The 23426-nt window shown below is 72.3% G+C and carries 20 protein-coding genes and 1 pseudogene; 11 read left to right on the top strand and 10 right to left on the bottom strand.

Going from position 1 to position 23426, the window contains the following annotated elements:
- Window positions 1–6: 6 nt before the first annotated feature.
- The 3 genes from Q5762_RS25430 to Q5762_RS25420 all read right to left on the bottom strand — a co-directional run bounded on the left by Q5762_RS25430 (window position 7) and on the right by Q5762_RS25420 (window position 2722).
- Window positions 7–780 (bottom strand): polysaccharide deacetylase family protein, encoded by a 774-nt coding sequence (locus Q5762_RS25430; RefSeq protein WP_315894558.1) that lies wholly within the window; start codon window positions 778–780, stop codon window positions 7–9.
- A gap of 20 nt (window positions 781–800) precedes the next feature.
- Window positions 801–1808 carry a glycosyltransferase family 2 protein gene (locus Q5762_RS25425; protein ID WP_315894557.1) on the bottom strand — a complete coding sequence of 336 codons (1008 nt, stop codon included), beginning with the start codon at window positions 1806–1808 and terminating at the stop codon, window positions 801–803.
- A gap of 65 nt (window positions 1809–1873) precedes the next feature.
- Window positions 1874–2722: a glycosyltransferase family 2 protein gene (locus Q5762_RS25420; protein ID WP_315894550.1), complete on the bottom strand. Its 849-nt coding sequence runs from the start codon at window positions 2720–2722 to the stop codon at window positions 1874–1876.
- 607 nt (window positions 2723–3329) lie between these two features.
- Here Q5762_RS25420 and Q5762_RS25415 point away from each other — a divergent pair.
- Entirely contained in the window at window positions 3330–4136 is an 807-nt protein-coding gene (locus Q5762_RS25415) for an SGNH/GDSL hydrolase family protein (protein ID WP_315894549.1), read from the top strand.
- On the opposite strand, the gene Q5762_RS25410 is transcribed toward Q5762_RS25415, so the two are convergent.
- The gene (locus tag Q5762_RS25410) at window positions 4120–5712 is read right to left on the bottom strand and encodes a serine/threonine-protein kinase (RefSeq protein ID WP_315894548.1); all 1593 of its coding nucleotides are present in this window, start codon (window positions 5710–5712) and stop codon (window positions 4120–4122) included. The genes Q5762_RS25415 and Q5762_RS25410 overlap by 17 nt on opposite strands.
- 381 nt (window positions 5713–6093) lie before the next feature.
- On the opposite strand from Q5762_RS25410, the gene Q5762_RS25405 reads away from it, so the two are divergent.
- Window positions 6094–6357, top strand: coding sequence for a hypothetical protein (locus tag Q5762_RS25405; RefSeq protein ID WP_315894547.1), 264 nt, complete (start codon window positions 6094–6096; stop codon window positions 6355–6357).
- Window positions 6358–6450: 93 nt separating this feature from the next.
- Here Q5762_RS25405 and Q5762_RS25400 read toward each other — a convergent pair whose 3' ends face one another.
- The 3 genes from Q5762_RS25400 to Q5762_RS25390 are packed head-to-tail and all read right to left on the bottom strand — an operon-like array spanning window position 6451 to window position 9467.
- Window positions 6451–7647, bottom strand: a complete 1197-nt coding sequence (locus tag Q5762_RS25400) for a CaiB/BaiF CoA-transferase family protein (RefSeq protein ID WP_315894546.1) — start codon at window positions 7645–7647, stop codon at window positions 6451–6453.
- A 57-nt stretch (window positions 7648–7704) separates the two neighbouring features.
- Complete coding sequence (locus tag Q5762_RS25395; RefSeq protein ID WP_315894556.1) at window positions 7705–8472, bottom strand: ABC transporter permease; 768 nt, start codon at window positions 8470–8472, stop codon at window positions 7705–7707.
- Window positions 8473–8528: 56 nt separating this feature from the next.
- Window positions 8529–9467, bottom strand: a complete 939-nt coding sequence (locus Q5762_RS25390; protein WP_315894545.1) for an ATP-binding cassette domain-containing protein — start codon at window positions 9465–9467, stop codon at window positions 8529–8531.
- A 62-nt stretch (window positions 9468–9529) separates the two neighbouring features.
- Here Q5762_RS25390 and Q5762_RS25385 point away from each other — a divergent pair, with 62 nt between their 5' ends.
- Window positions 9530–10243, top strand: a complete 714-nt coding sequence (locus Q5762_RS25385; protein ID WP_315894544.1) for a TetR/AcrR family transcriptional regulator C-terminal domain-containing protein — start codon at window positions 9530–9532, stop codon at window positions 10241–10243.
- 47 nt (window positions 10244–10290) lie between these two features.
- On the opposite strand, the gene Q5762_RS25380 is transcribed toward Q5762_RS25385, so the two are convergent.
- The 3 genes from Q5762_RS25380 to hmgA form a co-directional block, all read right to left on the bottom strand.
- Window positions 10291–11502, bottom strand: a complete 1212-nt coding sequence (locus tag Q5762_RS25380; RefSeq protein ID WP_399495263.1) for a type ISP restriction/modification enzyme — start codon at window positions 11500–11502, stop codon at window positions 10291–10293.
- Between the two features lie 119 nt (window positions 11503–11621).
- A complete protein-coding gene (locus Q5762_RS25375; protein ID WP_315894543.1) occupies window positions 11622–12374 on the bottom strand; it encodes a GntR family transcriptional regulator in 753 nt (250 codons plus the stop codon).
- A 33-nt stretch (window positions 12375–12407) separates the two neighbouring features.
- Window positions 12408–13730, bottom strand: coding sequence for a homogentisate 1,2-dioxygenase (hmgA, locus tag Q5762_RS25370; RefSeq protein WP_315894542.1), 1323 nt, complete (start codon window positions 13728–13730; stop codon window positions 12408–12410).
- Between the two features lie 151 nt (window positions 13731–13881).
- Here hmgA and Q5762_RS25365 point away from each other — a divergent pair.
- The 8 genes and pseudogenes from Q5762_RS25365 to Q5762_RS25330 all read left to right on the top strand — a co-directional run.
- A pseudogene (locus Q5762_RS25365) lies at window positions 13882–15020 on the top strand (right-handed parallel beta-helix repeat-containing protein); the annotation flags it as partial.
- A gap of 245 nt (window positions 15021–15265) precedes the next feature.
- A complete protein-coding gene (locus Q5762_RS25360) occupies window positions 15266–15952 on the top strand; it encodes a hypothetical protein (RefSeq protein WP_399495262.1) in 687 nt (228 codons plus the stop codon).
- Window positions 15949–17244, top strand: a complete 1296-nt coding sequence (locus Q5762_RS25355; RefSeq protein ID WP_315894541.1) for a hypothetical protein — start codon at window positions 15949–15951, stop codon at window positions 17242–17244. Before Q5762_RS25360 ends, Q5762_RS25355 begins: the two co-directional genes overlap by 4 nt.
- Before the next feature lie 51 nt (window positions 17245–17295).
- Complete coding sequence (locus Q5762_RS25350) at window positions 17296–17970, top strand: TetR/AcrR family transcriptional regulator (protein WP_315894540.1); 675 nt, start codon at window positions 17296–17298, stop codon at window positions 17968–17970.
- A 75-nt stretch (window positions 17971–18045) separates the two neighbouring features.
- Window positions 18046–20253 carry a molybdopterin oxidoreductase family protein gene (locus Q5762_RS25345; RefSeq protein WP_315894539.1) on the top strand — a complete coding sequence of 736 codons (2208 nt, stop codon included), beginning with the start codon at window positions 18046–18048 and terminating at the stop codon, window positions 20251–20253.
- A gap of 158 nt (window positions 20254–20411) precedes the next feature.
- Window positions 20412–21833 carry a CitMHS family transporter gene (locus tag Q5762_RS25340; RefSeq protein WP_315894553.1) on the top strand — a complete coding sequence of 474 codons (1422 nt, stop codon included), beginning with the start codon at window positions 20412–20414 and terminating at the stop codon, window positions 21831–21833.
- 154 nt (window positions 21834–21987) lie between these two features.
- Window positions 21988–22680, top strand: a complete 693-nt coding sequence (locus tag Q5762_RS25335; protein WP_315894538.1) for a hypothetical protein — start codon at window positions 21988–21990, stop codon at window positions 22678–22680.
- On the top strand, window positions 22667–23422 hold the full coding sequence (locus Q5762_RS25330; RefSeq protein WP_315894537.1) for a class F sortase: 756 nt from the start codon (window positions 22667–22669) through the stop codon (window positions 23420–23422). Before Q5762_RS25335 ends, Q5762_RS25330 begins: the two co-directional genes overlap by 14 nt.
- Window positions 23423–23426 lie beyond the last annotated feature (4 nt).

Below are 23426 nucleotides of genomic sequence, written 5' to 3'. Positions count from 1 at the left end.
GGATTCTCAGTGGCCGAGCCGGCCGGCCGCCCGCGCCGCTCCCCGGGTCCGGCGCACCACCGCGTACCCCTTCGTCAGGAGGCGGTCCTTCGCGAAGGTGCGGGTGATCGCCTGGCCCTCCACCAGACGGGCGAACTCCTCGATCCGGGTGGAGCGGCGCACCGTCAGGCGTTCCAGGGCGTACGGGCCCTGGCGGCGGCGGGCGGTCGTGTTGCCCACCGCGAGGGCCTGGGCGTAGCCGACCGCCCGGACCGTCCGGCGGACGCGCCGGTCGGAGTACCCGTACGGGTAGGCGAAGGAGACCGGCGCCCGCCCCAGCTCCTCGCGGACGATCTCCTTGCAGCGCAGGGTCTCGTACCAGAGCCGCCGGTCGTCGACCTGGTCGAGTTGGGGATGGCTGTGGCTGTGGCCGCCGATCTCCGCACCGGCGGCGGCCAGTTCGCGGACCTGGTCCCAGTCGAGCATGGTGTCCAGCGCCCCGCCCTCGTCGTGCGCGCCGCGCAGCCAGCCCGTGGAGACGAACACCGTCGACGCGAAGCCGTGCTTGGCGAGCACGGGCAGCGCGTGCCGGTGCACGCCCTCGTAGCCGTCGTCGAAGGTGATCAGGACCGGGCGCGCGGGCAGCGGTCCGCCCGTGCGCCAGGCCTCGGCCAGCTCGGACGTGGTCAGCGGGGTGAGCCCGCGGTCGGCCACGACCGCCATCTGCGCCGCGAACGCCTCGGGCGAGACGGACAGCCGGTGCGCGGCCGGCGCGGGCTCGTGGTCCACCGCGTGGTACATCAGGATCGGTACGGGTCCGTTCACGTGACCACCTCCGGAGCAGCCGCTCCCGAGGACGCGTCCGACCAGCTCGGGATCGGGCCCGACGAGAACGTCGCCCCGCCCCCGCGCGCCCGCGCCGTCGCCCGTACGTAGCCGCCCGCCGCCATCGCCACGCCCGCCACGATCGCGCCCGCCCGGCCCGCGCCGCCCGGCCGGCCGAGCAGCGCGTCGCGCAGTCCGCGTACCACCCCTGCCGGCAACACCCTTGTGGTGTAGCGGCGTTCCGCCTCCAGGCCCCTGCTCGCGCCCACGCTCCTCGACACGAGCGCCTTCGAGAGCCCTTCGGCGTACGTCCGGGTACGGAAGTAGCCGAACCGTTCGCGCGCGGCGGGGACCTTGTGGTGGATGACGGACCGGTCGTCGATCAGCAGGACCGCGTCGGGGAGGGCCTGGGAGAGCCGGATGCAGAGCTCGGTCTCCTCGCACCCCAGCGGCCGCCGGTCGCCGTCCCGCCCGATGCCTGTGGCGAAGCCGCCCGCCGCGTCGAAGGCCGTACGGCGGAACGAGGCGTTGCCGCCCAGCACGTTCCGTACCCGGACCAGGCCGGGTGGCAGGCCGCGGTACGTGCAGCCGACGACCCAGTCGAACTCCTCGGGGAACCAGTCCGGCCGCCGGCCCGACGCCCAGGCGGGCACGGTCCGCCCGCCCACCGCCATGACGCGCGGATCGTCGTAGCCTGCGGCGAAGTACCGCAGCCAGTCCCGCTCGGCCACGGCGTCGTCGTCGAGGAAGGCCACGAACTCGCCCCGGGACGCCGCGATTCCGGTGTTGCGGCCGGAAGACAGGCCGCGGGGGCCCGCGTTGGCGAGCACCCGCACCTCCTTCTCGTCCCTCTCGGCCCCGAACCGCTCCACAAGGCGTGCCAGGAGCCGCTCGTTGTGGTCGACCACGAGCAGGATCTCCTGGGCCGGAAGCGACTGGTCCCGCACGGAGTCGACCGCCGCGAGGATGTCCTCCCAGCGCTCCTCCGTGTAGACGCAGATCACGACGGAGAACCGGCGGTCGCCCGGGACGCGGTCGTTCGTGACGCCGTCGCTCGAGGCACGGCCGTTCAAGACACCTCTCCCCGGGGGACGTTGACCGAGAAGGCGGTCGGCCTGCGGCGGGCCGCGCGTCTCACGCCCTTCTCGTTGAGGATGACCTTGAGGACCCTGATGCCGTCCCGCACGGCGTTGAGGTTGCTGACGCCGTGGATGCGCAGGTACTCGTGGCTGGGTACCTCCTGGACCTTGAGGCCGGCCTTGACGACCCGGATGTTGATCAGGGTCTCGATCTCGAAGCCGGTGCAGTCCAGGGTGACCTTGTCGAGGCAGTGCCGCCAGAAGGCGTTGTAGCCGTAGCAGAGGTCGGTGTAGCGGGCGCCGAACTTGCGGTTGACCAGGGCGCACAGCGCCCAGTTGCCGAGCCGGCGGATCGGCGTCATGTCGTCCGTCCCACCGCCGTTGGCGAAGCGGGAGCCCTTGGCGAAGTCGGCCCCGCCGACCAGGGCGGAGACGTAGGAGACGATCTCCTGGCCGTCGGCGGAGCCGTCCGCGTCGACCATCACGATGATGTCGCCGGTGCAGGCGGCGAAGCCGCTGATGAGCGCGTCGCCCTTGCCCTTGCCGACCTGCTTGACGACCTTGACGTCCGGCCGGAGCTCCCGGGCCACACGCACGGTGTCGTCGGTGGAATTTCCGTCGACGAGTACGACTTCGTGGATCCAGTCCGGCAGGGACTTGAAGACGTAAGGCAGATTTTCTGCTTCGTTCATCGCGGGGATGACCACACTCACCGGCGGTGTGATCGCCAAATGCGAGGTGATCGCGCGGTATTGGGCCGCTATTCGGCTCTGTTCACTCTGGTCGCTCTGATCCACCGCTTCGAGGCCGCTGACGGCCGGGCGCAGGAATGAACTCATGAGTGGTGTTTCCCTCTCGTCCGGTGGACCGCCCGCCCCCGGGCTGTCCCGTGGTCTGTCCGGTTACGAAAGGGGGGTCCTCACCCCGTCCGTGCAGCGGTGATCGCCGTACGGCATGGGTGAGTTGGCATCTCAAACCGCGCGGCACGCGACCCGGCGCACACACAGCGCACGCCGAGACAGCACCCCCCTACCGCGCCCCGCTCCGAGACCGTCACATCGCTTGAGCCCTCCCCTGAGCTGTTGGCGCGACGGGTCGATGCGGGTGAGATGTACGACGGTATTGATGAATGCGACTGTATGGCAAGCCCTGGATCTGATGCTCCCGTTTCCGGTAATTGGCGAACCTTCGTCGGTCAGATGTGGAACCGTCCCGATCGGTTTTTCGCAATCCGTTTTCTGGTGGTGCCGTTGGGGTCGAATTGAACTCCTGCACATTGTTGTGCGAATTCTTTTCGACGAATGATCCATCAGATGGCTTGATCTCGACGGTCGCTGACGGGGGGTCTGCAGGATCTCGCCAAATCTTCTTGGCATGGACACTTCCAACAGGGCCGGGATGGCGCTACTACCTAGTAACGCAGAGATCCTGCTACAGGGAGGTTCCATGAAACTGTCCCGATTCACGGCGTTCTCGTCCTCGCTCCTGCTCGGCGCCGTACTCGCCCTCACCGGGGCGGGAGCCGCACAGGCCGCAGAAACCGCCGCCGTCGACTACGTGGCGCTAGGCGACTCGTACTCCTCAGGCGTCGGAGCGGGGAGCTATGACAGCGCCAGCGGCGACTGCAAGCGCTCCACGAAGGCCTTCCCCGTCCTCTGGAAGAACGCGAACTCACCCTCGTCGTTCGCGTTCACGGCTTGCTCGGGCGCCCGTACGGGTGATGTCACGAGCGGTCAGCTCGGACCTCTCTCCACCGCCACCGACCTGGTCTCCGTCACCATCGGAGGCAACGACGCCGGCTTCGCGGACGTCATGACCACCTGCGTCCTCCAGTCGGAGGCCTCCTGCATCAACCGCGTGAATCAGGCCAAGGCCTACGTCGACAGCACCCTGCCCGGGAAGCTCGACGCGGTGTATTCGGCCATCAGAGCCAAGGCCCCCAACGCCCGGGTCGTCGTCCTCGGCTACCCGCGCTTCTACAAGCTCGGCGGCGGCTGCGTCGCCGGACTGAGCGAGAACGAACGGCGCGCCATCAACGAGGGGTCGGACCTCCTCAACGAGGCCACCGCCAAGCGCGCGGCCGACCACGGCTACACCTTCTCCAGCGTGGTCCCCGCCTTCACCGGCCATGAGATCTGCTCCAGCGCCTCCTGGCTGCACAGCGTCAACTGGCTCAACATCGGCGAGTCGTACCACCCCACCGCGGCCGGCCAGTCCGGCGGCTACCTGCCCAGCTTCAGGGCTGTGGCGTAGGCGTAGCGGAGCCGCTCGGGGAGGCGGCCCCGCCCGTCGGGGTCGCCTGCTCGCACGTCACCGAGAACTCCACCCAGTTGGAGTTCTTCTCCACCGGGACGCGCACCTCCATCCTGATCCGGTCGCGCCAGGTCTCGTCGGTCCGGTACGTCGACTCGGTGTGCTCGACGCTCCTCTCCTGCGGGCCGTCCGCCGGGAACTCCAGCTTCCGCCAGCCCTCCTCGGCCGAGCTCTCTCCGCTCTCGGTGACCCAGCGGTACTCCACCGAGGCGGGCGTCCGGCCCACCGTGAGGGTGGCGGCGAAGGCCGGCGCCCGGTCCTCGGGCGGCGGGCAGGACCCGCTGTAGTCCTCGCGCACGGCCCGTACGTACACCAGGACCGTCGGCACCGGCGGCGCGGTGGTGGCGCTCGGGGTGGCGGTCGGCGGGGGTGTCGTCGTGGTGGGGGCGGCGGTCGTGGGCGGGACGGTCGTGGGTGGGGCGGTCGCCGGCGTACTCGTCACCGCGCCACCGCCGCCCGCCCGGTCGTCCCCGTTCCGCAGCAGCGCGTACGTCAGTCCGCCCACGGCGAGCAGCAGGAGCACCACCCCGGTCGCGAGGACGGCCACCGCGCGCCCGGAGCGGTTCTCGGGAGCCGGGTCCTGGGGGGCCGGGCTCTGCGGCAGGGGGAGCGGCAGCGGCGGGGTCGGGGCCGAGTCCGTACCGCTGTCCGGCGCCGGGCGGCCGTTCGGCCCGTACGGATCCGAGCGCACCGGTCCCGAGCTCGGCGAGCCGCCCGCGCCCACCAGCCTCAACTGCCGCTCCGCGTCGTCCGCTTGAAGCCGCTCGCGCGGATCCTTGCGCAACAGGCCCTCGATGACGGGCGCGAGCGCCCCCGCGCGGCGCGGCGGCGGCAGCTCCTCGTCCACCACGGCCTGCAGGGTGGTCAGCGGAGAGTCCCGGCGGAACGGCGAACCGCCTTCCACCGCCGTGCAGAGCAGCACCCCGAGCGACCACAGGTCCGAGGCCGGGCCCGGCGTCATGCCCAACGCCCGTTCGGGGGCGAGGAATTCGGGCGAGCCGATCAGCTCGCCCGTCATCGTCAGCGGAGACGTGCCCTCCACCGAGGCGATGCCGAAGTCGGTCAGCACGACCCGGCCGTCGTTCGCGAGCAGCACGTTGCCCGGCTTCACGTCCCGGTGCAGCACCCCCGCCTTGTGCGCGGCCCGCAGCGCGGCGAGGACCTCGGCGCCGATGAGCGCGGCGCGCCGCGGCGGCATCGGGCCCTCCGCTTCGAGGACGTCGGAGAGCGTCAGGCCGTGGATCAGCTCCATCACGATCCAGGGGCGGCCGTCCTCGGTGGCCACGTCGTAGACCGTCACGACCCCGCGGTGCGCGATCCGGGCGGCCGCCCAGGCCTCCCGCTCCAGGCGCGCGTACAGCCGCTGCTGGTCGTCGGCGCCCAGCCCGGCCGGGGCGCGGACCTCCTTCACGGCCACGTCGCGGCCGAGGGCCTCGTCCCTGGCCCGCCAGACGGTGCCCATGCCGCCCTGCCCGAGGACGTCCAGGAGCCGGTACCGCCCCGCGATCACGGTCATGGCGCGTCCCCATCCGTCGTCGGCTCCGGTGGACCATTTCTGCCCCCGGGGCGGGTGGTTCGAACGCCACTCCGGAACCGCGACGGAACCGCGACGGAATCGTGAACGGAGCCGCGAAGTGATCTTGGTGGCGGAGATCACACCTCGTCGGCGGGTGACGGATGGCGACAGGTGACGGCCTTGCGTGCAGGATGGTTCCTGACGGTCCGGCAGGTGTTCGAGACCCTGTCCAACTCACCCTGAAATCAGATGGATTCGGACAGTAGTCGTCAACCCCCGTACGAGTGCGGTGAATCCTGCCGGCGGGATACACGAGTGTCACAGCGGAGCGATAGGGTTAACCTGCCCGGGCCGGGTGCCCTCGTTAGGGTGGGGAGTGTCATGGAACAGATAGCAATGCGCAGCAGGCCGCGAGTGCCTGCCATCACATGCGGGAGCAGTGCGACCAGTTCGCGGCTCGACCGTCATCTCGCGGTGCTCGGCGGCCCCGTCGTGCCCCAGCGCGAAGCGGCCGAGGCGACGCTGCTGATGCGCGAGCTGACGTCGCGCGACGTCACGCGGAGCCGCCGCAGCAAGAGCGCCCGCGTCTCGCTCTTCGCCCCCCTCCGCCGCCTCCGCCGCAGCCTCTTCGGCAGCAAGCGCTAGTCGCGGGGTTGTGGGCATGTGTTCCGCAGGGCGGAACAGGTGGTCACAACCCGTACGACGGCGAGAGACCACCCCCGTTCACCCCGGGGGCGGTTACGCCACGACCCCGTCCACCCGTAGCGCCTCAAGCTCCTCCGGGCCGACGCCCAGCTCCCCGAGCACGGCGTCGGTGTCCTCCCCCAACGAAGGCACACGCGCCATGGGCGCGTCCGGCCCGTCCGGAAAAGTGACCGGCGGCACCAGCGACCGCAACGACCCCACCGGCGACCCCACCTCCCGCCACCGCTCCCGCGCCGCCAGCTGCGGATGCTCCGCCAGATCCGCCACCGTGTTCAGCCGCGCGCACGCGATCCCCGCCCCGTCGAGGCGCGCCAGCGCCTCCGTCGCCGTCAGCGGCGCCAGGGCCCCGGCCACCACCGCGTCGGTCGCGGTGCGGCCGGCCACCCGGGCCGTGTTCGTCGCGAAGGCCGGATCGTGCGCCAGATCCGGCCGTTCCAGTACCTGATCGGCCAGCCGGCGCCACTCGCGGTCGTTCTGGACCGACAGCAGCACCATGCTCCCGTCCGCCGTCGGATAGGCGTCGTACGGCGCGATGACGGCGTGCGCGAGCCCCGTGCGCGCCGGTGCCGTGCCTCCGTGCATCACGTGGTGCAGCGGATGCCCCATCCACTCGGCCAGCGAGTCGAGCAGCGACACCTCCACCGGCCCGCCCCGCCCGGTCGTCCCGCGCCGTACGAGAGCGGCGAGGACGCCCGCGTACGCGTACATCCCCGCCGCGATGTCGGCCGCCGGGATCCCCGACTTCACCGGCTGCTCCTCGGTCCCGGTCACCGACACGAGACCCGCCTCGCACTGCACGAGCATGTCGTAGGCCCGCTTGTGCGCGTACGGGCCGCCCGGCCCGTACCCCGAGACGTCGACCGCGATCAGCCGGGGATGCGCGGCGCACAGGGTGGCCGCGTCCAGACCGAGCCGGGCCGCCGCGCCCTGCGCCAGGTTCTGTACGAAGACGTCCGCACCGGCCACCAGCCGTCGGACCAGCTCAAGGCCGCGCTTGTCCTTGAGGTCGACGGCCACCGACTCCTTGCCGCGGTTGCACCAGACGAAGTGCGAGGCGAGCCCCCGGGCGGCCGTGTCGTACCCGCGCGCGAAGTCACCGCCGTCCGGGCGCTCGATCTTGATGACCCGGGCGCCCAGATCCGCGAGCTGGCGGGTGGCGAAGGGGGCGGCGACGGCCTGTTCGACCGCGACGACCGTGACCCCCTCCAGGGGGAGTGGCTGAGTGCTCATGACAGCCCTGCCTACCCTGTGGGCGACGCCTTGTCACCGTCGCCCACGTCACCCGCGTCATCCGCGCGCGTACCGCCGTACCGCGAGCGGCGCGAAGACCGCGATCAGCGCCAGCGACCAGAGCAGCGCGCCGGGTACCGGATGGGCCACCGGCCAGGCCGCGTCCGCCGGGACGGCCGCGTTGCCGAAGAGCTCCCGTACCGCGGTGGTGACCGCCGAGATCGGGTTCCACTCGGCGATCGTCCGCAGCCAGCCCGCCATGTTCTCGGTCGGGATGTACGCGTTCGACAGCAGCGGCAGCATGAACGTGGCGCTGCCCAACTGGCCGGCCGCCTCCTCGCTCTGCGAGGCGAGGCCGAGCAGGATCCCCACCCAGGTGCACGCGAACCGGAAGAGCAGCAGCAGCCCGAACGCGGCCAGCGCCTCCAGGGCCGTGCCCTCGATCCGCCAGCCCATGGCGAGCCCGACCAGCATCATCGGGACCATGCCGACCGCGCTGGTCAGCAGATCGGCGAGGGCCTGTCCGAGGGGCACGGCCGCCCGGCTGACCGGCATCGTCCGGAAGCGGTCCATGACGCCCCGGTGCGCGTCCTGGGCGGCCTGGAACATGCCGGTCATCACGCCGCCCGCCGCCGTCGCCACGAGCAGCCCCGGCACGAGGTACGCCCGGTACTCGGTGCCGGGCATGGCGAGCGCGCTGCCGAACACGTACCCGAAGAAGAGCAGGAAGGCGATCGGCATCGTCTGTGTCATGACGGTGATCGCGGGGGCCCGGCGGACCTTCACCAGATGCCGGCCGAGCACTGCCCACCCGTCTCCCACCACCGCCCTTGCAGAGAGCGCTTCGCGCGCACCTTCCCTTTCATCGTGGGCGAGCGCGTTCACGCGGCGGGTTCCTTCCGGTCGGTGAGGCGGAGGAACACCTCGTCGAGGGTGGGCGGACGCAGGGACGCGTCGATGAGGTGGACCCCGGCCGCGTCGAGCTCGCGGACGATCCGGGGGAGCGTGAGCGTGGCGTCCGTGGTGACCGCGCCGACCGTGCGGCGCTCGGCGTCCAGCGCCGGTGCGGAGCCGGTCAGTTGGTCGAGCACGGCCGCCGCCGCGTCGAGCTGCCCGAGGTCGGCGACCACCACCTCCGCCCAACTGCCGATCATCGCCTTGAGTTCGGCCGGGGTGCCGCGATGGGCTGCCCGGCCGCCGTCGATCAGCACGATGTCGTCGGCGAGCTGGTCCGCCTCGTCCAGGTACTGCGTGGTCAGCAGCACGGTCGTGCCACGGGACGCCAACCCCCGTACGGCGTCCCAGATGTCGTTCCGGCTGTGCGGGTCGAGCCCGGTCGTCGGCTCGTCGAGGAAGAGGACGTCAGGCGGTACGAGCAGGCTCGCGGCGAGGTCGAGCCGGCGCCGCATCCCGCCCGAGTAGGTCCGCGCGGGACGCCGGGCCGCCTCCGTGAGCCCGAACCGGTCGAGCAGCTCGTCGGCGCGGGAGCGCGGGGCGCGCAGCAGGCGGGCGAAGAGCCGGAGGTTCTCGGCGCCCGAGAGGTCGCCGTCGACCGAGGCGTACTGGCCGGTGACCGCGATCCGCTTCCGTACCCCCGCCGGGTCGCGGACCACGTCGCGTCCGGCGACCCGCGCGCTGCCCGCGTCCGGGGCGACCAGGGTGGTGAGGACCCGGACGGCGGTGGTCTTGCCCGCGCCGTTGGGGCCGAGGACGCCGCAGACCGTGCCCTCGGGGACCGCCAGATCGAGCCCGCGCAGGGCGTGGACCTCGCCGTAACGCTTCTGCAGACCCTCACTAAGTACAGCGTACGTAGTAGTCATGGGTCGACCGTACCGCACTACGTACGCCGTACGTAACTAGGATGGGGGCGAGGTGATGATCCATGGCGGGCCGAGCGGCCGAACCGGAAGTGATCTGGGCGCGCCCCGAGCGCACGGGCCGTGGCCCGAAACCCGCGTACAGCAGGGCTGACATCGTGGCCGCGGCCGTCCGCATCGCCGACGCCGACGGCATCGACGGGCTCTCCATGCGGCGGATCGCGGCCGACATCGGCTGCGGCACGATGTCGCTCTACAACTACGTGCCGCGCAAGGAGGACCTGTACGAGCTGATGGTCGACGCCGTCAGCGGCGAGTACGAGCTCCCCGATCCTCCGAGCGGTGACTGGCGCGCGGACATGCTCACGGTGGCCCGCCAGGCGCGGTCCATCCTGTACCGCCACCCCTGGGTGATCCGGCTGATGACGACCGGCTACGCCTTCGGCCCCAACGCCCTGCGCTTCCTCGAAGGGTGCCTGGCCTGTCTGGACGGCCTCGACCTGCCCGGCGGCGCCAAGATGGAGCTGATCGCGACGGTCAACGGCACCGTGATGACCCTCGTCGCCAACGAACTCGCCCTCGCCGAGCGGGCCCGCGGGCTGCCCTGGTCCGAGGAGCAGGAGCAGGCCGTGCGCGGCGCCTATCTGACGGGGCGGCTCGCGGGCGGTGCGTACCCCAGGCTGGCGGCGGTGTTCGGCGAGGCCGGGGTCGAACGCCTCGATCCGGAAGAGGTCTTCGACCGGATGCTGGGGCGGGTGCTCGACTCGTTCACGCCCTGACCGTTCACACCCTGGCAGTTCACGCCCTGACCGTTCACACCCTGACCTCAGAGCAGCGCGAACTGGCCCTCCGGGCCCTCCTCCTGGTGGTCCAGTACGGAGGCGGGGCGGCGGGCCGCGTCCGGCACGGGGAGGACGCCCGCCTCGCGCAGCGCGGCCCGGGTCAGCCGTGGCCCTGCGCCGAGCGCCGCGCGGGCCCCGTCCCGCTCGGCGAGCAGTGCGAGCACGGTGATGAGTTCCAGGAGTTCGGAGGTCCACTCCTGCGGCCAGGCCGCCGGACCGATCGCCTCCAGGGTGCCGGGCTCGGCGGGCGCGGTCCGGTGCGTGAACCACTGCTCCAGCATCCGTACGCCCCCGACGTGGAACTCCCAGGCCTCGGCCGGTACGGGCGAGATCCGGCCCTCGTCCAGGGCCAGGGTCTCCTCCCCGGGTTCGTACGCCAGCGTCGTCGGCCGGGCCGGGATCGGCGCCCGTACGTAGGGGCGGCGGCCGCCGGGCAGGCGGGGCCGCTCGCCGCCCCGGGCGCCCCGCAGCTGGATGTCCGTGAGCCGCCTGCCGAGCTCCACGCCCGCCGCCCAGGCCTCCGGGTCCGCCGGGAGCGGGACGCGGCAGCCGGCGGGGGAGGGGCTGGCCGCCGCCACGGCCCAGGCCAGGAGGGCGTGGGCGGTGACCTCACACCCGTACCGCTCGCTCAGCAGGGGCAGCAGACCGGGCGCGAGGTTCGGCTCCTCGCCCCCGGGGCGGCGGAACAGCGGACGGATCCGGCCCGGGCGGCCCGCGGGGGAGCGGCCGGCGGGCAGCGCCCCGGTGACCAGGAGCGAGGGGCCGGCCGCGCCGGGCACGTACCCCTGCTCGACGGCGAAGAGCTGCTGCTCGTCGGCGACCCGCCACAACTCGGGGCGCGCGGTGTCGATGAGGCGGTGATCGGGGAGCAGCCACTGCTCGTCGAAGGGGCCGGTCGCCAGCCGTACCGGCTCCGGGCACCGCCCGCTCTCGCGGGCGAACCGGACGGTGCCGGTCCGTTGCCCGGGCAGCGCGGCCACCGAACTCGACGGCGTACGCGCCCGGCTGGGCCTGAACAGCTCCTCGCGCTCGGTCCCCTCGGCCTTCACCAGCCGGTTCCAGCGCTCGCGCAGGGTACGGACGTCCGGCGCCACGATCCACGACCTGCCGAGCCGCAGCGGCGCGACGGACCACGGCATCAGCTCGTCCAGGAGGGGCGCGTCGTCCAGCGGTACGTCTTCGGTCACGCCTCGGATGCTAGCGAGCGGGGTTGGTGCGGCTCCACCGGTCGGTGCAGTGCGTACCGTCAGTGCGAGGCCTCCACCGTCGTCAGTGCGAGGCCTCCACCGTCGTCAGTGCGAGGCCTCGACCGTCGTCAGTGCGAGGCCTCGACCGTCACCGTGAACGAGAACCGGTCGCCCCGGTACCGGATCCGGGCCACGTCCACCACCCGGCCGTCCTCGTCGTACGTGACGCCCGTGTAGTGCAGGATCGGCGAGAGCAGCGGCACCTGGAGGAGGGCCGCCGTCTCCGGGTCCGCGAGCCGCGCCTCGACGGTGTCCGTGATCCGGCTGATCCGGACCCCCACCACGTCCCGCAGTACCTTCGTCATCGGCCACCGCTCGAGGTCGGCCGGGTCGAGACCGGCCGCGACGTCCGGGTGTACCGCGTTCTCCGCCCAGTTCGTGGGCTCGCCGGTCTCCCCGTCGCTCCGCAGCCGCTTGTACGCGACCACCTCCGTGACGTCCGGGAAGAACTCGGCGAGCTCGCCCGGCACCGGCGCGGTGCCGTGGCCGAGGACGGTGGTCCGCTCGCCGGACTGCTGGGCCACGATCGCGTCGATGGAGCCGAGCAGCCGGCGCGGCGAGGAACGCCGGGCGCCGGGCTCGATGAACGTGCCGCGCCGCCGGTGCCGGCTGATCAGCCCCTCCTCCTCCAGCTCCTTGAGGGCCTGCCGCATCGTCAGCACGCTCACGCCGTAGTGCGCGGCGAGCTGCTCCTCGGTGGGAAGCCGCAGCGAGGCGTCGGGCGTGCGGCCCAGTATGGAGGCGCGCAGCGACTGCGAGACCTGATACCAGAGCGGCAGCTTGCGGTTCAGGACCAGCGAGTCGGGAGCGAAGGCGGTCACGGCGTTCTCCGTACGATGGCGACTCTGGGGCTTCTACGGCCGGAAGTGGCGCTCCAGACCCTGCCATACGTCGTCGTAGCCGCTCTGAAGGTGGTCGGCGCCGGCCGCCTGGGCGGTGGCCGTGACCGGCCAGCGGGTCTCGAACATGAAGGCCAGACCGTCGTCGATCTTCTGCGGCTTCAGCTCGGCGGCGCTGGCCTTGTCGAAGGTCTCCCGGTCGGGGCCGTGCGCGGACATCATGTTGTGCAGCGAACCGCCGCCCGGGACGAAGCCCTCGGCCTTCGCGTCGTACGCGCCCTCGATGAGGCCCATGTACTCGCTCATCACGTTGCGGTGGAAGTACGGCGGCCGGAAGGTGTCCTCGCCCACCAGCCAGCGCGGGGCGAAGACCACGAAGTCGACGCCGGCGAGTCCGGGGGTGTCGGTCGGCGAGGTGAGGACCGTGAAGATCGACGGGTCCGGGTGGTCGTACGAGATCGTCCCGATGACGTTGAAACGGCGCAGGTCGTAGACGTACGGGGTGTGGTTGCCGTGCCAGGCGACGACGTCGAGCGGCGAGTGGTCGTAGGTCGCGGACCAGAGGTTGCCGCAGAACTTGTTCACCACCTCGACCGGACCCTCGACGTCCTCGTACGCGGCGACGGGCGCGCGGAAGTCGCGGGCGTTCGCCAGGCCGTTGGCGCCGATCGGGCCGAGGTCGGGGAGCTGGAAGGGCGCGCCGTAGTTCTCGCAGACGTAGCCGCGGGCGGTCGCGTCGAGGAGCTCGACGCGGAAGCGGACACCGCGGGGGATCAGCGCGATCTCGCCGGGGTGGACGGCGAGCAGGCCCAGTTCCGTGCGGAGGAGCAGGTCGCCGCGCTCGGGGACGATCAGCAGCTCGCCGTCGGCGTCGCTGAAGACCCGCTCCATGGAGGCGTTCGCGTGGTAGAGGTGCACCGCCATGCCCGTGCGCTGGGTTGCGTCGCCGTTGCCGCCGAGCGTCCAGAGGCCGGCCAGCCAGTCCGTGCCCGGCGCAGGGTCGGGGAGCGGGTTCCAGCGCAGCCGGTTGGGGTCGGGGACGGCCTCGGTGAACGGCGCGGAGCGGACGGCTCCGTTGTCGGTCCGGGTGAACGGGGGGTGCGCGGCCGAGGGGCGGATGCGGTAGAGCCACGAGCGGCGGTTGTGGGCGCGCGGCTCGGTGAACGCGCTGCCGCTCAGCTGCTCCGCGTAGAGCCCGAGGGGGGCGCGCTGCGGTGCGTTGCGGCCGTGCGGCAGGGCGCCGGGGACCGCCTCCGAGCTGTGCTCGTTGCCGAAGCCGGTGGAGTACGGGAGGTCCTCGGCCGTCTTCCGCGCCTGCTCGGTGTTCTCCGTGGTCATCGCACGCTCCTGTCCTGATGCCCAAAACAATCCTATGCATGACCGTAGGATTCCGCGCCCGCTCGCGTCAACGGGGTCGCCGAGGTCTCGATTCGACGTGATGCGTGCGTGAGGGGTTCCAAAAGATGAACAATGCTCTACTCTCACGCGCATGACGTGGACCCGCAGGCTCCTTGTCGCGCTCTCGGTCGTTCTCGCGGCGCTCGCCGCCGCCCTCGTCACCGCCCCCGGGGCCCAGGCCCACGAAGAGCGGCCCGTCGGCTTCCCCGACGGTTCCGGCAGCGTGCCGACGCTCCGTACCGGGGAACCCGATCTCCTGGTCTGCAAGACGGACCGGGCCGACTTCGCCCGCCGGGTCTCCGGTTTCCCGGCCGATGTGAAGGCCCGGAACCTGGCCCTCCTCGACCGCTGCGCGCGCAGCGGCTTCCGCCATCTCCAGCAGGCCGTCGACGCCGTCGACCGGCCCGGGATGACCATCGCCGTCCTGCCCGGCCTGTACGAGGAGGAGCCCTCACAGCCCGCGCCGACCGGCGCGTGCGCCGCGCTGAAGGCCCCCAAGTCGGCGCTCGGGTACCAGATCCTGTCGTACGAACAGCAGAAGCAGTGCCCGCACAACCAGAACCTGGTCGCCATCCTCGGCAAGAAGAACCTGCAGATAGAGGGCACCGGCGCCTCTCGCGCCGACGTCGTCATCGACGCGAAGTACACCAAGCTCAACGCCCTGCGCGCGGACGGCTCCGACGGCATCTACTTCCGCAACTTCACCGCCCAGCGCACCACCTTCAACTCGCTGTACGTGCTCGCCGCCGACGGCTTCGTCATCGACGACGTGCTCACCCGCTGGAACGACGAGTACGGCTTCCTCACCTTCGCCTCCGACCACGGCCTCTACAAGAACTGCGAGTCGTACGGCAACGGCGACTCGGGCATCTACCCCGGCTCGGGCTCCGACATCAACGACGGCCGGGGCTACGACGTCCCGCGCTACTCCATCGAGATCACCGGCTGCCGCAGCACCACAACATCGTCGGCTACTCCGGTACGGCGGGGGACTCCGTGTGGGTCCACGACAACGAGTTCGACCACAACATGGGCGGCGCCTCCATGGACTCCGCCTTCCCCGGTCACCCCGGGCTCCCGCAGAACCACGCCCGCTTCGAGCGGAACCTGATCCACGACAACAACCAGAACTACTACCGGTACGTCGCCGACGGCACCTGCGCCAAGCCCCCGGTCGAGCGCGGCTACGAACAGGGCGTCGTCTGCCCGCAGATATCCATGCCGCCGGGCGAGGCCCAGCGGGGCACGGGGCACCCGCCGGCCGCCCCACGCCCCGCCGCCCCACGCCCCGCCGCCCCACGCCCCGCCGCCCCACGCCCCGCCGCCCCGCGCCCCGCCGGGCCGCGGCCGGGCTCGTCGGGGTCCTGCTCGCCGTCGCCCTGACGGCCACCGGGTGCGGCGGGCGGGCCACCACCCACCACAAGCCGGGTACCAGCCACCAGGAGGCGACCGGCGGGAGCGGCACCCTGCTCGCGGTGAGGGACGAGGGCGGGCACCGGCTGCGGGAGGTGCCGGCCGAGGGCGCGCCCGCAGTCCGCGCCGAGGTGCGGCCCGACACCGAGGGCGGCTGGAACATCCACCTCACCGTGGAGAGGTTCCGCTTCACCCCCGAGAGTGTCGGCGGCGCCGCCATCCCGGGCCGCGGCCACGCCCGGCTGCTGGTCGACGGCAAGGAGACCGACCGGCTCTACGGCCCCTGGCGCCACGTCCCGCCGGGCGCCCGCTCCGTCACCGTCCGGCTCCACGCCGACGACCACACCGTCTGGGCGGTCGGGGGCAAACCCGTCGAGGCCACCGTCCCCCTCGGCACCACCCCACCGACGGCGACCGCACGGACGACGCCCGCTCCGACGACACCCACTCCTTCGACACCCACTCCTACGACGCCCGCTCCCGCCCCCGGCCGGACCGTCGAGATCGCCGTCACCGGCACGTCCGTCCAACCACCGCCCTCCCGCATCGAGTTGAAGAGGGGTGAGCAGCTCACCCTCCGCGTCACGGCCGACCGCGCCGACACCCTCCATGTCCACGGCTACGACCGCGAACTGACCCTCACCCCCGGCGAACCCGGCACCCTGACCTTCACCGCCGACCGCACCGGGCTCTTCGAGGTCGAGACCCACGGATCCGAGCTCCTCCTGACCCAGCTCGTCGTCCGATGACCGTCCCGGCCCCCATCCCTGTCCCCGCACACCTCCTCGCCCACGGCATCGGCTCCCAGCACGACCTCCCTCTCTCGCCCTTCTACGCCTACGCGGGAGCCTTCGCCGCGCTCTTCGTCTCCTTCCTGGCGCTCGGCCTGCTCTGGCCGACCTCCCGGTTCCGCGGCGACCGGGCGGGCCGCCCGCTGCCCGCCGCCCTCCAGCGCCTCGCCGACGCCCCGGCCACCCGCACCGCCCTCCGCCTGCTCGGCGCGGCCGCCGCCCTCACCGTCCTCCTGTACCTCCTCCTCGGTCCCGACGACCCCGACCGCAACCCGGCACCCGGCGCCGTCTACGTCCTGCTCTGGGTCGGGCTCGTCCCCGCCTCCCTTCTCCTCGGGCCCGTCTGGCGCCTCCTCAACCCCCTGCGCACCCTTCACTCCCTGCTCCCCGCTCCCCGTCACCCCCGCCCCGTGCCCGCCGGCCTCGGCGTCCGCCCCGCCGCCGCGGGGCTCCTCCTCTTCGCCTGGCTCGAACTCGCCGCCCCCGACCCGGCGTCCACCACCACCCTCCTGACCTTCCTCGCCGTCCTCACCGCCACCGGCCTCCTCGGCGCCGCCCGCCACGGCCCCGACTGGTTCGCCCGCGCCGACCCCTTCGAGGTCTACTCCTCCCTCCTCGCCCGGCTCTCCCCGCTCGGCCGCCGGGCCGACGGCCGCCTCGTCCTCCGCTCCCCCTTCAACAGCCTCCACTCCACCCCACCCACTCCCGGCCTCGTCGCGACCGTCTGCGTCCTGCTCGGCTCCACCGCCTACGACGGCTTCTCCGACAACCCCCGCTGGATCACCACCCTCCAGACCTCACCCCTCGGCCCGACCGCCACCGCCACCCTCGGCCTCCTCGCCGCAGTCGCCCTCGTCGCCGCCCTCTACGCCCTCTGCGCAGGCACCCTGCGTCTGATGTCCCGCGAGCTCACCACCCCCCTCACCTCCTTCGCCCACTCCCTCCTGCCCATCGCCCTCGGCTACCTCGTCGCCCACTACTTCACACTCTTCGTCACCGAAGGAACACGTACAGTCATGATGGCAGGGGGCACTGACAACGCCCCCGCACCCGCCCCGCCACTGGCCCCCGGGGCCCTCGCCACCCTCCAGGTCACCGCGATCGTCGTCGGCCATGTCCTCGGCGTCGTGGCCGCCCACGACCGCGCCGTGCGCCTCTTCCCGCCGGCCCGGGCCGTGGCCGGTCAGCTCCCGCTGTTCGCGCTGATGATCGCGTACACCCTCGGCGGCATCGGCCTGCTCATCGCCTGACCGCCGGCCGACCGGCCCATCGCCCGACCCGGCCCGGAACGGAGCGGCATCATGGACCCCGTGCCCCAGCCATCCCTCCGCCGCACCCCCGTCCAGCAGCGCAGCGCCGAGCGCCTCGCCCGGATCCTCGACGCCTGTGCCGAACTCCTCGACGAGGCCGGCTACGAGCAGCTGAGCACCCGGGCCGTCGCCCAGCGCGCGGGAGTTCCCATCGGCTCCGTCTACCGCTTCTTCGGCAACAAGCGCGCCATGGCCGACGCCCTCGCCCACCGCAACCTCGACCGCTACGCCGAGCGGATCACGGCCCGACTCGCCGCGACCGGCCCGGTCGACGCGTACAGCGCGATCGACGGCGTCCTGGACGAGTACATCGCGATGAAGCGCACCGTCCCCGGCTTCGCGCTCATCGACTTCGGCGTCCCCGCCCCCACCGCCGACGAGCGGTCCGGCGACGACACCGGAGGCAACGCCGGCGTCGACTCCGGCGCCGACCCCGGCGTAGACCCAGGAGCCAACCACCTCGTCGCCGACCGCCTCTGCGGACTCCTCGCCGCCCATCTCGGCCGCACCGCCGACGAGGCCCTGCACCGTAAGGTCCTGGTCGGGGTCGAGGCAGCCGACGCTCTGCTGCAACTCGCCTTCCGTACCGCCCCGTCCGGGGACCCCGCCCTCATCGCCGAGACACGTGAACTCCTCTACGCCTATCTCGCACCCTCGCTGACCTGACCCTCCCCACCGTGCGTACCGGTCGGTATGCTCGCTGGTGCCCGCGCGCCACCGTCGCCGCCCCAGGGAGTCGCCATGTCCACCGCCCTGCGCATCTGTCCGCTCTGCGAAGCCACCTGCGGGCTGACGCTGACCCTCGACGGCACCCGGATCACCGGCGTTCGCGGGGACCGCGACGACGTCTTCAGCCAGGGCTTCATCTGTCCCAAGGGCGCCTCCTTCGGCGAGGTCGACGCCGACCCCGACCGGCTCACCGGACCGCTCGTCCGTAAGGACGGCAGGCTCCAGGAAGCCACCTGGGAGGAGGCGTTCGACACCATCGCCGCCCGGATCCGGCCCCTGGTCGAGGCATACGGGCCGAACGCCGTGGGTATCGTCCTCGGCAACCCGAACGTCCACACCATGGCCGGCGCCCTCTACCCGCCCCTGCTGATAGGCGCCCTGCGGACCCGGAACCTGTTCACGGCGTCCACGCTCGACCAGATGCCCAAGCACGTCTCCAGCGGACTGCTCTTCGGCGACCCCTTCGCCATCCCCGTCCCGGACCTGGACCGCACCGACCACCTCCTGATGCTCGGCGCCAACCCCCTGGACTCGAACGGCAGTCTCTGCACCGCCCCCGACTTCCCCGGCAAGCTCAAGGCGCTCCGCAAGCGCGGCGGCACCCTCACCGTCGTCGACCCGCGCCGTACCCGGACCGCCCGGCTCGCCGACCGTCATGTCGCCATCCGTCCCGGCGCCGACGCCCTCCTCCTCGCCGCGCTGGTCCACACCCTCTTCGCGGAGGGCCTGACCGCCCCCGGCCGGCTCGCCGAGCATGTCGAGGGCATCGAGGACGTACGGGAAGCGGTACGGGAGTTCACGCCCGAGGCCGTGGCCCCCGCCTGCGACATGGACGCCGCCACCATCCGTACCATCGCCCGCGAACTCGCCGCCGCGCCCACGGCCGCCGTCTACGGCCGGATGGGCAGCTCCACCGTCGCGTACGGCACCCTCGCCAACTGGCTCGTCGACGTCCTCAACGTCCTCACCGGCAACCTCGACCGGCCCGGCGGCGCGCTCTTCCCGCTCTCCGCCACCGCCCCGGCGCCCCGGCCGGCGGGCCCCGGCAAGGGCTTCGCGCTCGGCCGCTGGACCAGCAGGGTCTCCGGCCACCCCGAGGCCAAGGGCGAGCTCCCGATGGCCGCGCTCGCCGAGGAGATCGAGACCGAGGAGCGCGTGGCGGGGGAGGGGCGGATCCGTGCGGTGATCACGCTCGCCGCCAACCCCGTCCTGTCCGCCCCCGACGGGCTGCGCCTCGACCGGGCGCTCGGCGCGCTCGACTTCATGGTCGCGGTCGACCCGTACCTCAACGAGACCACCCGCCACGCGGACGTCGTCCTGCCCCCGCCGCCGCCCTCCCGGAGCGCCCACTTCGACTTCGCCTTCAACGGCTTCGCCGTCCGCAACCAGGCCCGCTTCACCCCGCCCGCCGTCCCTCTGGAAGAGGGACGCCTGGACGAGTGCGAGATCCACGCCCGGCTCGTCCTCGCCGTCTCGGGGATGCACGGCGCGCCGCCGTCGGCCGTGGACGACCTCGCCATCGAGACCACCCTCGCCAAGGCCGTCGCCCAGCCGCACTCACCCGTCCACGGCGCGGACCCCCAGGCCGTCGCCGCCGGGCTGAGCGGAAGCACCGGACCCGAGCGGCGCCTCGACCTGATGCTCCGCCTCGGCCCGTACGGCCTCACCCTCGACGCCCTGCGCCACGCTCCGCACGGCATCGACCTCGGTCCGCTGAAGCCCCGCCTCCCCGGGCTGCTGAAGACCCGCAGCGGACGCGTCGAGCTGCTGCCCGCCCCGATCGCCGCCGACCTGCCCCGGCTGCGCACCGCCCTCGACGCCGAACCGGGCGGACTCGTCCTCGTCGGCCGCCGCCATCTGCGCTCCAACAACAGCTGGCTGCACAACGCGCCGTCCCTCAACGGCGGTTCGAACCGGTGCACCCTGCAGATCCACCCGGCCGACGCCGACCGTCTCGGCCTCGCCGACGGCAAGCCCGCCCGGATCACGGCCGAGGGCGGGGCCCTGGAGGTCGAGGTGGAGATCACCGACGCCGTACGGAGCGGCGTGGTGAGCCTGCCGCACGGCTGGGGCCACGACCGCCCCGGCACCCGCCTCACGGTCGCCGCCGCCCGCCCCGGCGTCAACGTCAACCAGCTCCTCGACGGCTCCCGGCTCGACCCGCTGTCCGGCACCGCGGTGCTCAACGGATTCCCCGTCGAGGTGGCGCCCCTACCGTGACCCCTGCCCTCACCCCTGCTGTGACCTGGGGTTTTGCTCGTATTGCTCACGCGTCAACATCTTGTTAACGGCAGAAGAAGACACCTAACGTCATCCGGACCGCCCCACCGGGGGAGCCGCCCCGGTGCGAGTTCAAAGGTGAACGTGAGGTGTCCTCCATGCTGACCGTCCTCGGCTTCGCCATGATCGCGACCTTCCTGGTCCTGATCATGACGAAGAAGATGTCGCCGATCGCGGCGCTCGTGCTGATCCCCGCGCTGTTCTGTGTCGCCGTCGGGCAGGGGGCGGAACTCGGCGACTACGTCATCGACGGCGTGGAGAAGCTCGCCCCCACCGCCGCGATGCTCATGTTCGCCATCGTCTACTTCGGCGTGATGATCGACGTCGGCCTCTTCGACCCGATCGTCCGGGGCATCCTGCGCTTCTGCAAGGCCGACCCGGTGCGCGTGGTCGTCGGTACGGCGGTGCTCGCCGCGATCGTCTCGCTCGACGGCGACGGCTCCACCACCTTCATGATCACGGTCTCGGCGATGTACCCGCTCTACAAGCGGCTCGGGATGAGCCTGGTCGTGATGACCGGTGTCGCCGCCACCGCCAACGGCGTCATGAACACCCTGCCCTGGGGCGGCCCGACCGCCCGCGCGGCGACCGCGCTCAAGGTGGACGCGTCGGACATCTTCGTCCCGATGATCCCGGCGCTGGGCGTGGGCCTGCTCTTCGTCTTCGTCCTCGCGTACGTCCTCGGCCGCCGCGAGCGCAAGCGGATCGGCTACCTCACCCTGGACGAGGCCCTGGAGCCGCAGACCGAGACCGTGCTGGTGGCGGCCGGTGGTGGCGGTGGTGGCGGTGGTGCGGACCTCGTGAAGGCATCCGGCGGGCCCGCTGCCGGGGCCGGCGACGGCGCCGGGACGGCCGGGTCCGACGGGCCCGGCGAGGGCTTCCAGGGCCTCGACCCGAACCGCTCGACCCTCCGGCCGAAGCTGTACTGGTTCAACGCCGGCCTCACCGTCGCGCTGCTCACCGCGATGATCCTCGAACTGCTGCCGATCCCGGTCCTCTTCCTCCTCGGTGCCGCCCTCGCGCTCACCGTCAACTATCCGAACATGGCCGACCAGAAGGCCCGGATCGCCGCCCACGCCGAGAACGTCCTGAACGTGGCAGGCATGGTCTTCGCCGCCGCCGTCTTCACCGGCGTCCTCACCGGCACCGGCATGGTCAAGCACATGGCCGACTGGCTCGTGGGCGCGATCCCTGAGGGCATGGGCCCGCACATGGCGCTGGTCACCGGGGTGCTGAGCCTCCCGCTGACGTACTTCATGTCGAACGACGGCTTCTACTTCGGCGTCCTGCCGGTCCTCGCCGAGGCGGGCGCGGCGCACGGCGTGTCGCCGCTGGAGATCGCCCGGGCCTCGATCGCGGGCCAGGCCCTGCACATGTCCAGCCCGCTGGTCCCGGCCGTGTACGTCCTGGTCGGCATGGCGAAGGTCGAGTTCGGCGACCACACCCGCTTCACGGTGAAGTGGGCGGCGCTCACCTCGCTGGTGGTCCTCGCGGCGGGGATTCTGTTCGGGATCATCTAGCGGCGAAGGTCACCGAGGGTGACCGGCTCTGGGCTGGGGGAGTGAATATCGGAGGGGACACGGCGCAGTTACCACCCTCCGTATTCGTGTCATGACAGATAGTCAGATTATCGGCTGATCCATCCGATGTCTTCATGACTGGAGGAACCCCCGCATGACCGCTCTGGCAGTCCGCCCTCTGCTGTCCACCGGCGTCGCGACCCTCGCCCTCGGCGGCGTTGCGCTGGCCGGCGCGCCCGTCGCTTTCGCGGCCCCCGGCGACAACGGCGACGTCAAGATCCACCACGCCGGGCGGCCCGACGAGCCCCCGCGCACGTCCGAGACCGACCAGCGCAACGAGCCCAGGGTCTGCACGTTCTACGTCGCCGCCCTCGGCTTCGACGGGCTCCAGGTCCTCAACTACGAGATCCAGCCGCAGCCACCGAAGGGCGGCATGGTGGTGCCGCCCGGCACGATCGCCGTCGACGCCCAGGGCAACGGGATCACTCCGGACCTGGAGCTTCCCGACGGTCACTACAAGGTCGAGTGGACCTGGGCGGGGCAGCAGGGCGCGAAGAAGAGCAAGGTCTTCAAGGTCGACTGCGAGGACTTCACCAACCCGACCAAGCCGCCCACCACTGGCGGAAACGGCAACGGCGGAAACGGCGACAACGGCGGCCAGGGCAAGCCGCCCCAGCACAAGCCCCCGCACGGCCCGGTCGGTGCCGGCGGTGGCGGCAGCGCCGAACTGGCGAGCGAGGACAGCTCCGGCTTCGGGGTCGGAGCGGCCATCGCCGCCGGCCTCGCGGGCACGGTCGGTCTGATCCTCGTCCGCCGGTCGCGTCGCCGCACCGATGGCGCCGCGTAGGTCCCGCACCACGCGCAGGCAGCGGCGCCGCCTCCGGCTCACCCGGACCGTGGTGGTGACCCTGTCGCTGGTCGGCGGCGGCATCTGGTGGGCCCAGGACGAGGAACCGTCCGATCCGCCGGCGGCCGCGCACGCGACGGGGGCGGAGGGGTTCAAGGCCGCGGACGTACCCGGGCAGCAACCTGACCAGAAGCCCAAGGCACAGCCGAGGCCCCCGGCCCGGGCCGACGCCGGGGCCAAGGCTGCTGAGAAGCCCAGCCCGCCGCCCGCGCCCCTGGCCCGCTCGCGCGCCACCGATGTCGCCATCCCGGCGATCACCATCGAGGCTCCGGTCGTCAGCCTGCGTCTCGACCCGTCCGGACAGCTCGGCTCCCCGCCGATCGAGAACCCCCGGATCGTCGGCTGGTACGCGGCCGGCCCCGCCCCCGGCGAGCGCGGTACGGCGATCGTGGTCGGCCACCGCGACACCCGTACCGGGCCGGCCATCTTCATCAACCTCGACTCGCTCGCCCCCGGCAACACCGTCCGGGTCGCCCGCGCCGACGGCAAGGTCGCCGTCTTCACGGTCGACAAGGTCCGCACGTACACGAAGGAGGATTTCCCCGACCGCGAGGTCTACGGGTCCACGGGCCGCCCCGAACTACGGCTGCTCACCTGCGGCGGTCCCTACGACGCGAGGACGGGCTACGCGTCGAACATCGTCGTCTTCGCCCACCTCACGGACGTCGCCCGGTCGATCTGACCGG

The organism is Streptomyces sp. P9(2023) (assembly GCF_032436795.1).
In the GTDB taxonomy this organism is placed as follows: Bacteria; Actinomycetota; Actinomycetes; order Streptomycetales; family Streptomycetaceae; genus Streptomyces.
The sequence above is the reverse complement of the archived record's forward strand: the minus strand, read 5'-3'. Positions and strand labels throughout refer to the sequence as shown.

Excerpts from the sequence above, each read along its gene's own strand:
- Q5762_RS25430 (WP_315894558.1), bottom strand. The coding sequence starts at position 780 with ATGTACCACGCGGTGGACCACGAGCCCGCGCCGGCCGCGCACCGGCTG.
- Q5762_RS25420 (WP_315894550.1), bottom strand. The coding sequence starts at position 2,722 with ATGAGTTCATTCCTGCGCCCGGCCGTCAGCGGCCTCGAAGCGGTGGAT.
- Q5762_RS25415 (WP_315894549.1), top strand. The coding sequence starts at position 3,330 with ATGAAACTGTCCCGATTCACGGCGTTCTCGTCCTCGCTCCTGCTCGGC.
- Q5762_RS25410 (WP_315894548.1), bottom strand. The coding sequence starts at position 5,712 with ATGACCGTGATCGCGGGGCGGTACCGGCTCCTGGACGTCCTCGGGCAG.
- Q5762_RS25405 (WP_315894547.1), top strand. The coding sequence starts at position 6,094 with ATGGAACAGATAGCAATGCGCAGCAGGCCGCGAGTGCCTGCCATCACA.
- Q5762_RS25400 (WP_315894546.1), bottom strand. The coding sequence starts at position 7,647 with ATGAGCACTCAGCCACTCCCCCTGGAGGGGGTCACGGTCGTCGCGGTC.
- Q5762_RS25390 (WP_315894545.1), bottom strand. The coding sequence starts at position 9,467 with ATGACTACTACGTACGCTGTACTTAGTGAGGGTCTGCAGAAGCGTTAC.
- Q5762_RS25385 (WP_315894544.1), top strand. The coding sequence starts at position 9,530 with ATGGCGGGCCGAGCGGCCGAACCGGAAGTGATCTGGGCGCGCCCCGAG.
- hmgA (WP_315894542.1), bottom strand. The coding sequence starts at position 13,730 with ATGACCACGGAGAACACCGAGCAGGCGCGGAAGACGGCCGAGGACCTC.
- Q5762_RS25355 (WP_315894541.1), top strand. The coding sequence starts at position 15,949 with ATGACCGTCCCGGCCCCCATCCCTGTCCCCGCACACCTCCTCGCCCAC.
- Q5762_RS25350 (WP_315894540.1), top strand. The coding sequence starts at position 17,296 with ATGGACCCCGTGCCCCAGCCATCCCTCCGCCGCACCCCCGTCCAGCAG.
- Q5762_RS25345 (WP_315894539.1), top strand. The coding sequence starts at position 18,046 with ATGTCCACCGCCCTGCGCATCTGTCCGCTCTGCGAAGCCACCTGCGGG.
- Q5762_RS25340 (WP_315894553.1), top strand. The coding sequence starts at position 20,412 with ATGCTGACCGTCCTCGGCTTCGCCATGATCGCGACCTTCCTGGTCCTG.
- Q5762_RS25335 (WP_315894538.1), top strand. The coding sequence starts at position 21,988 with ATGACCGCTCTGGCAGTCCGCCCTCTGCTGTCCACCGGCGTCGCGACC.
- Q5762_RS25330 (WP_315894537.1), top strand. The coding sequence starts at position 22,667 with ATGGCGCCGCGTAGGTCCCGCACCACGCGCAGGCAGCGGCGCCGCCTC.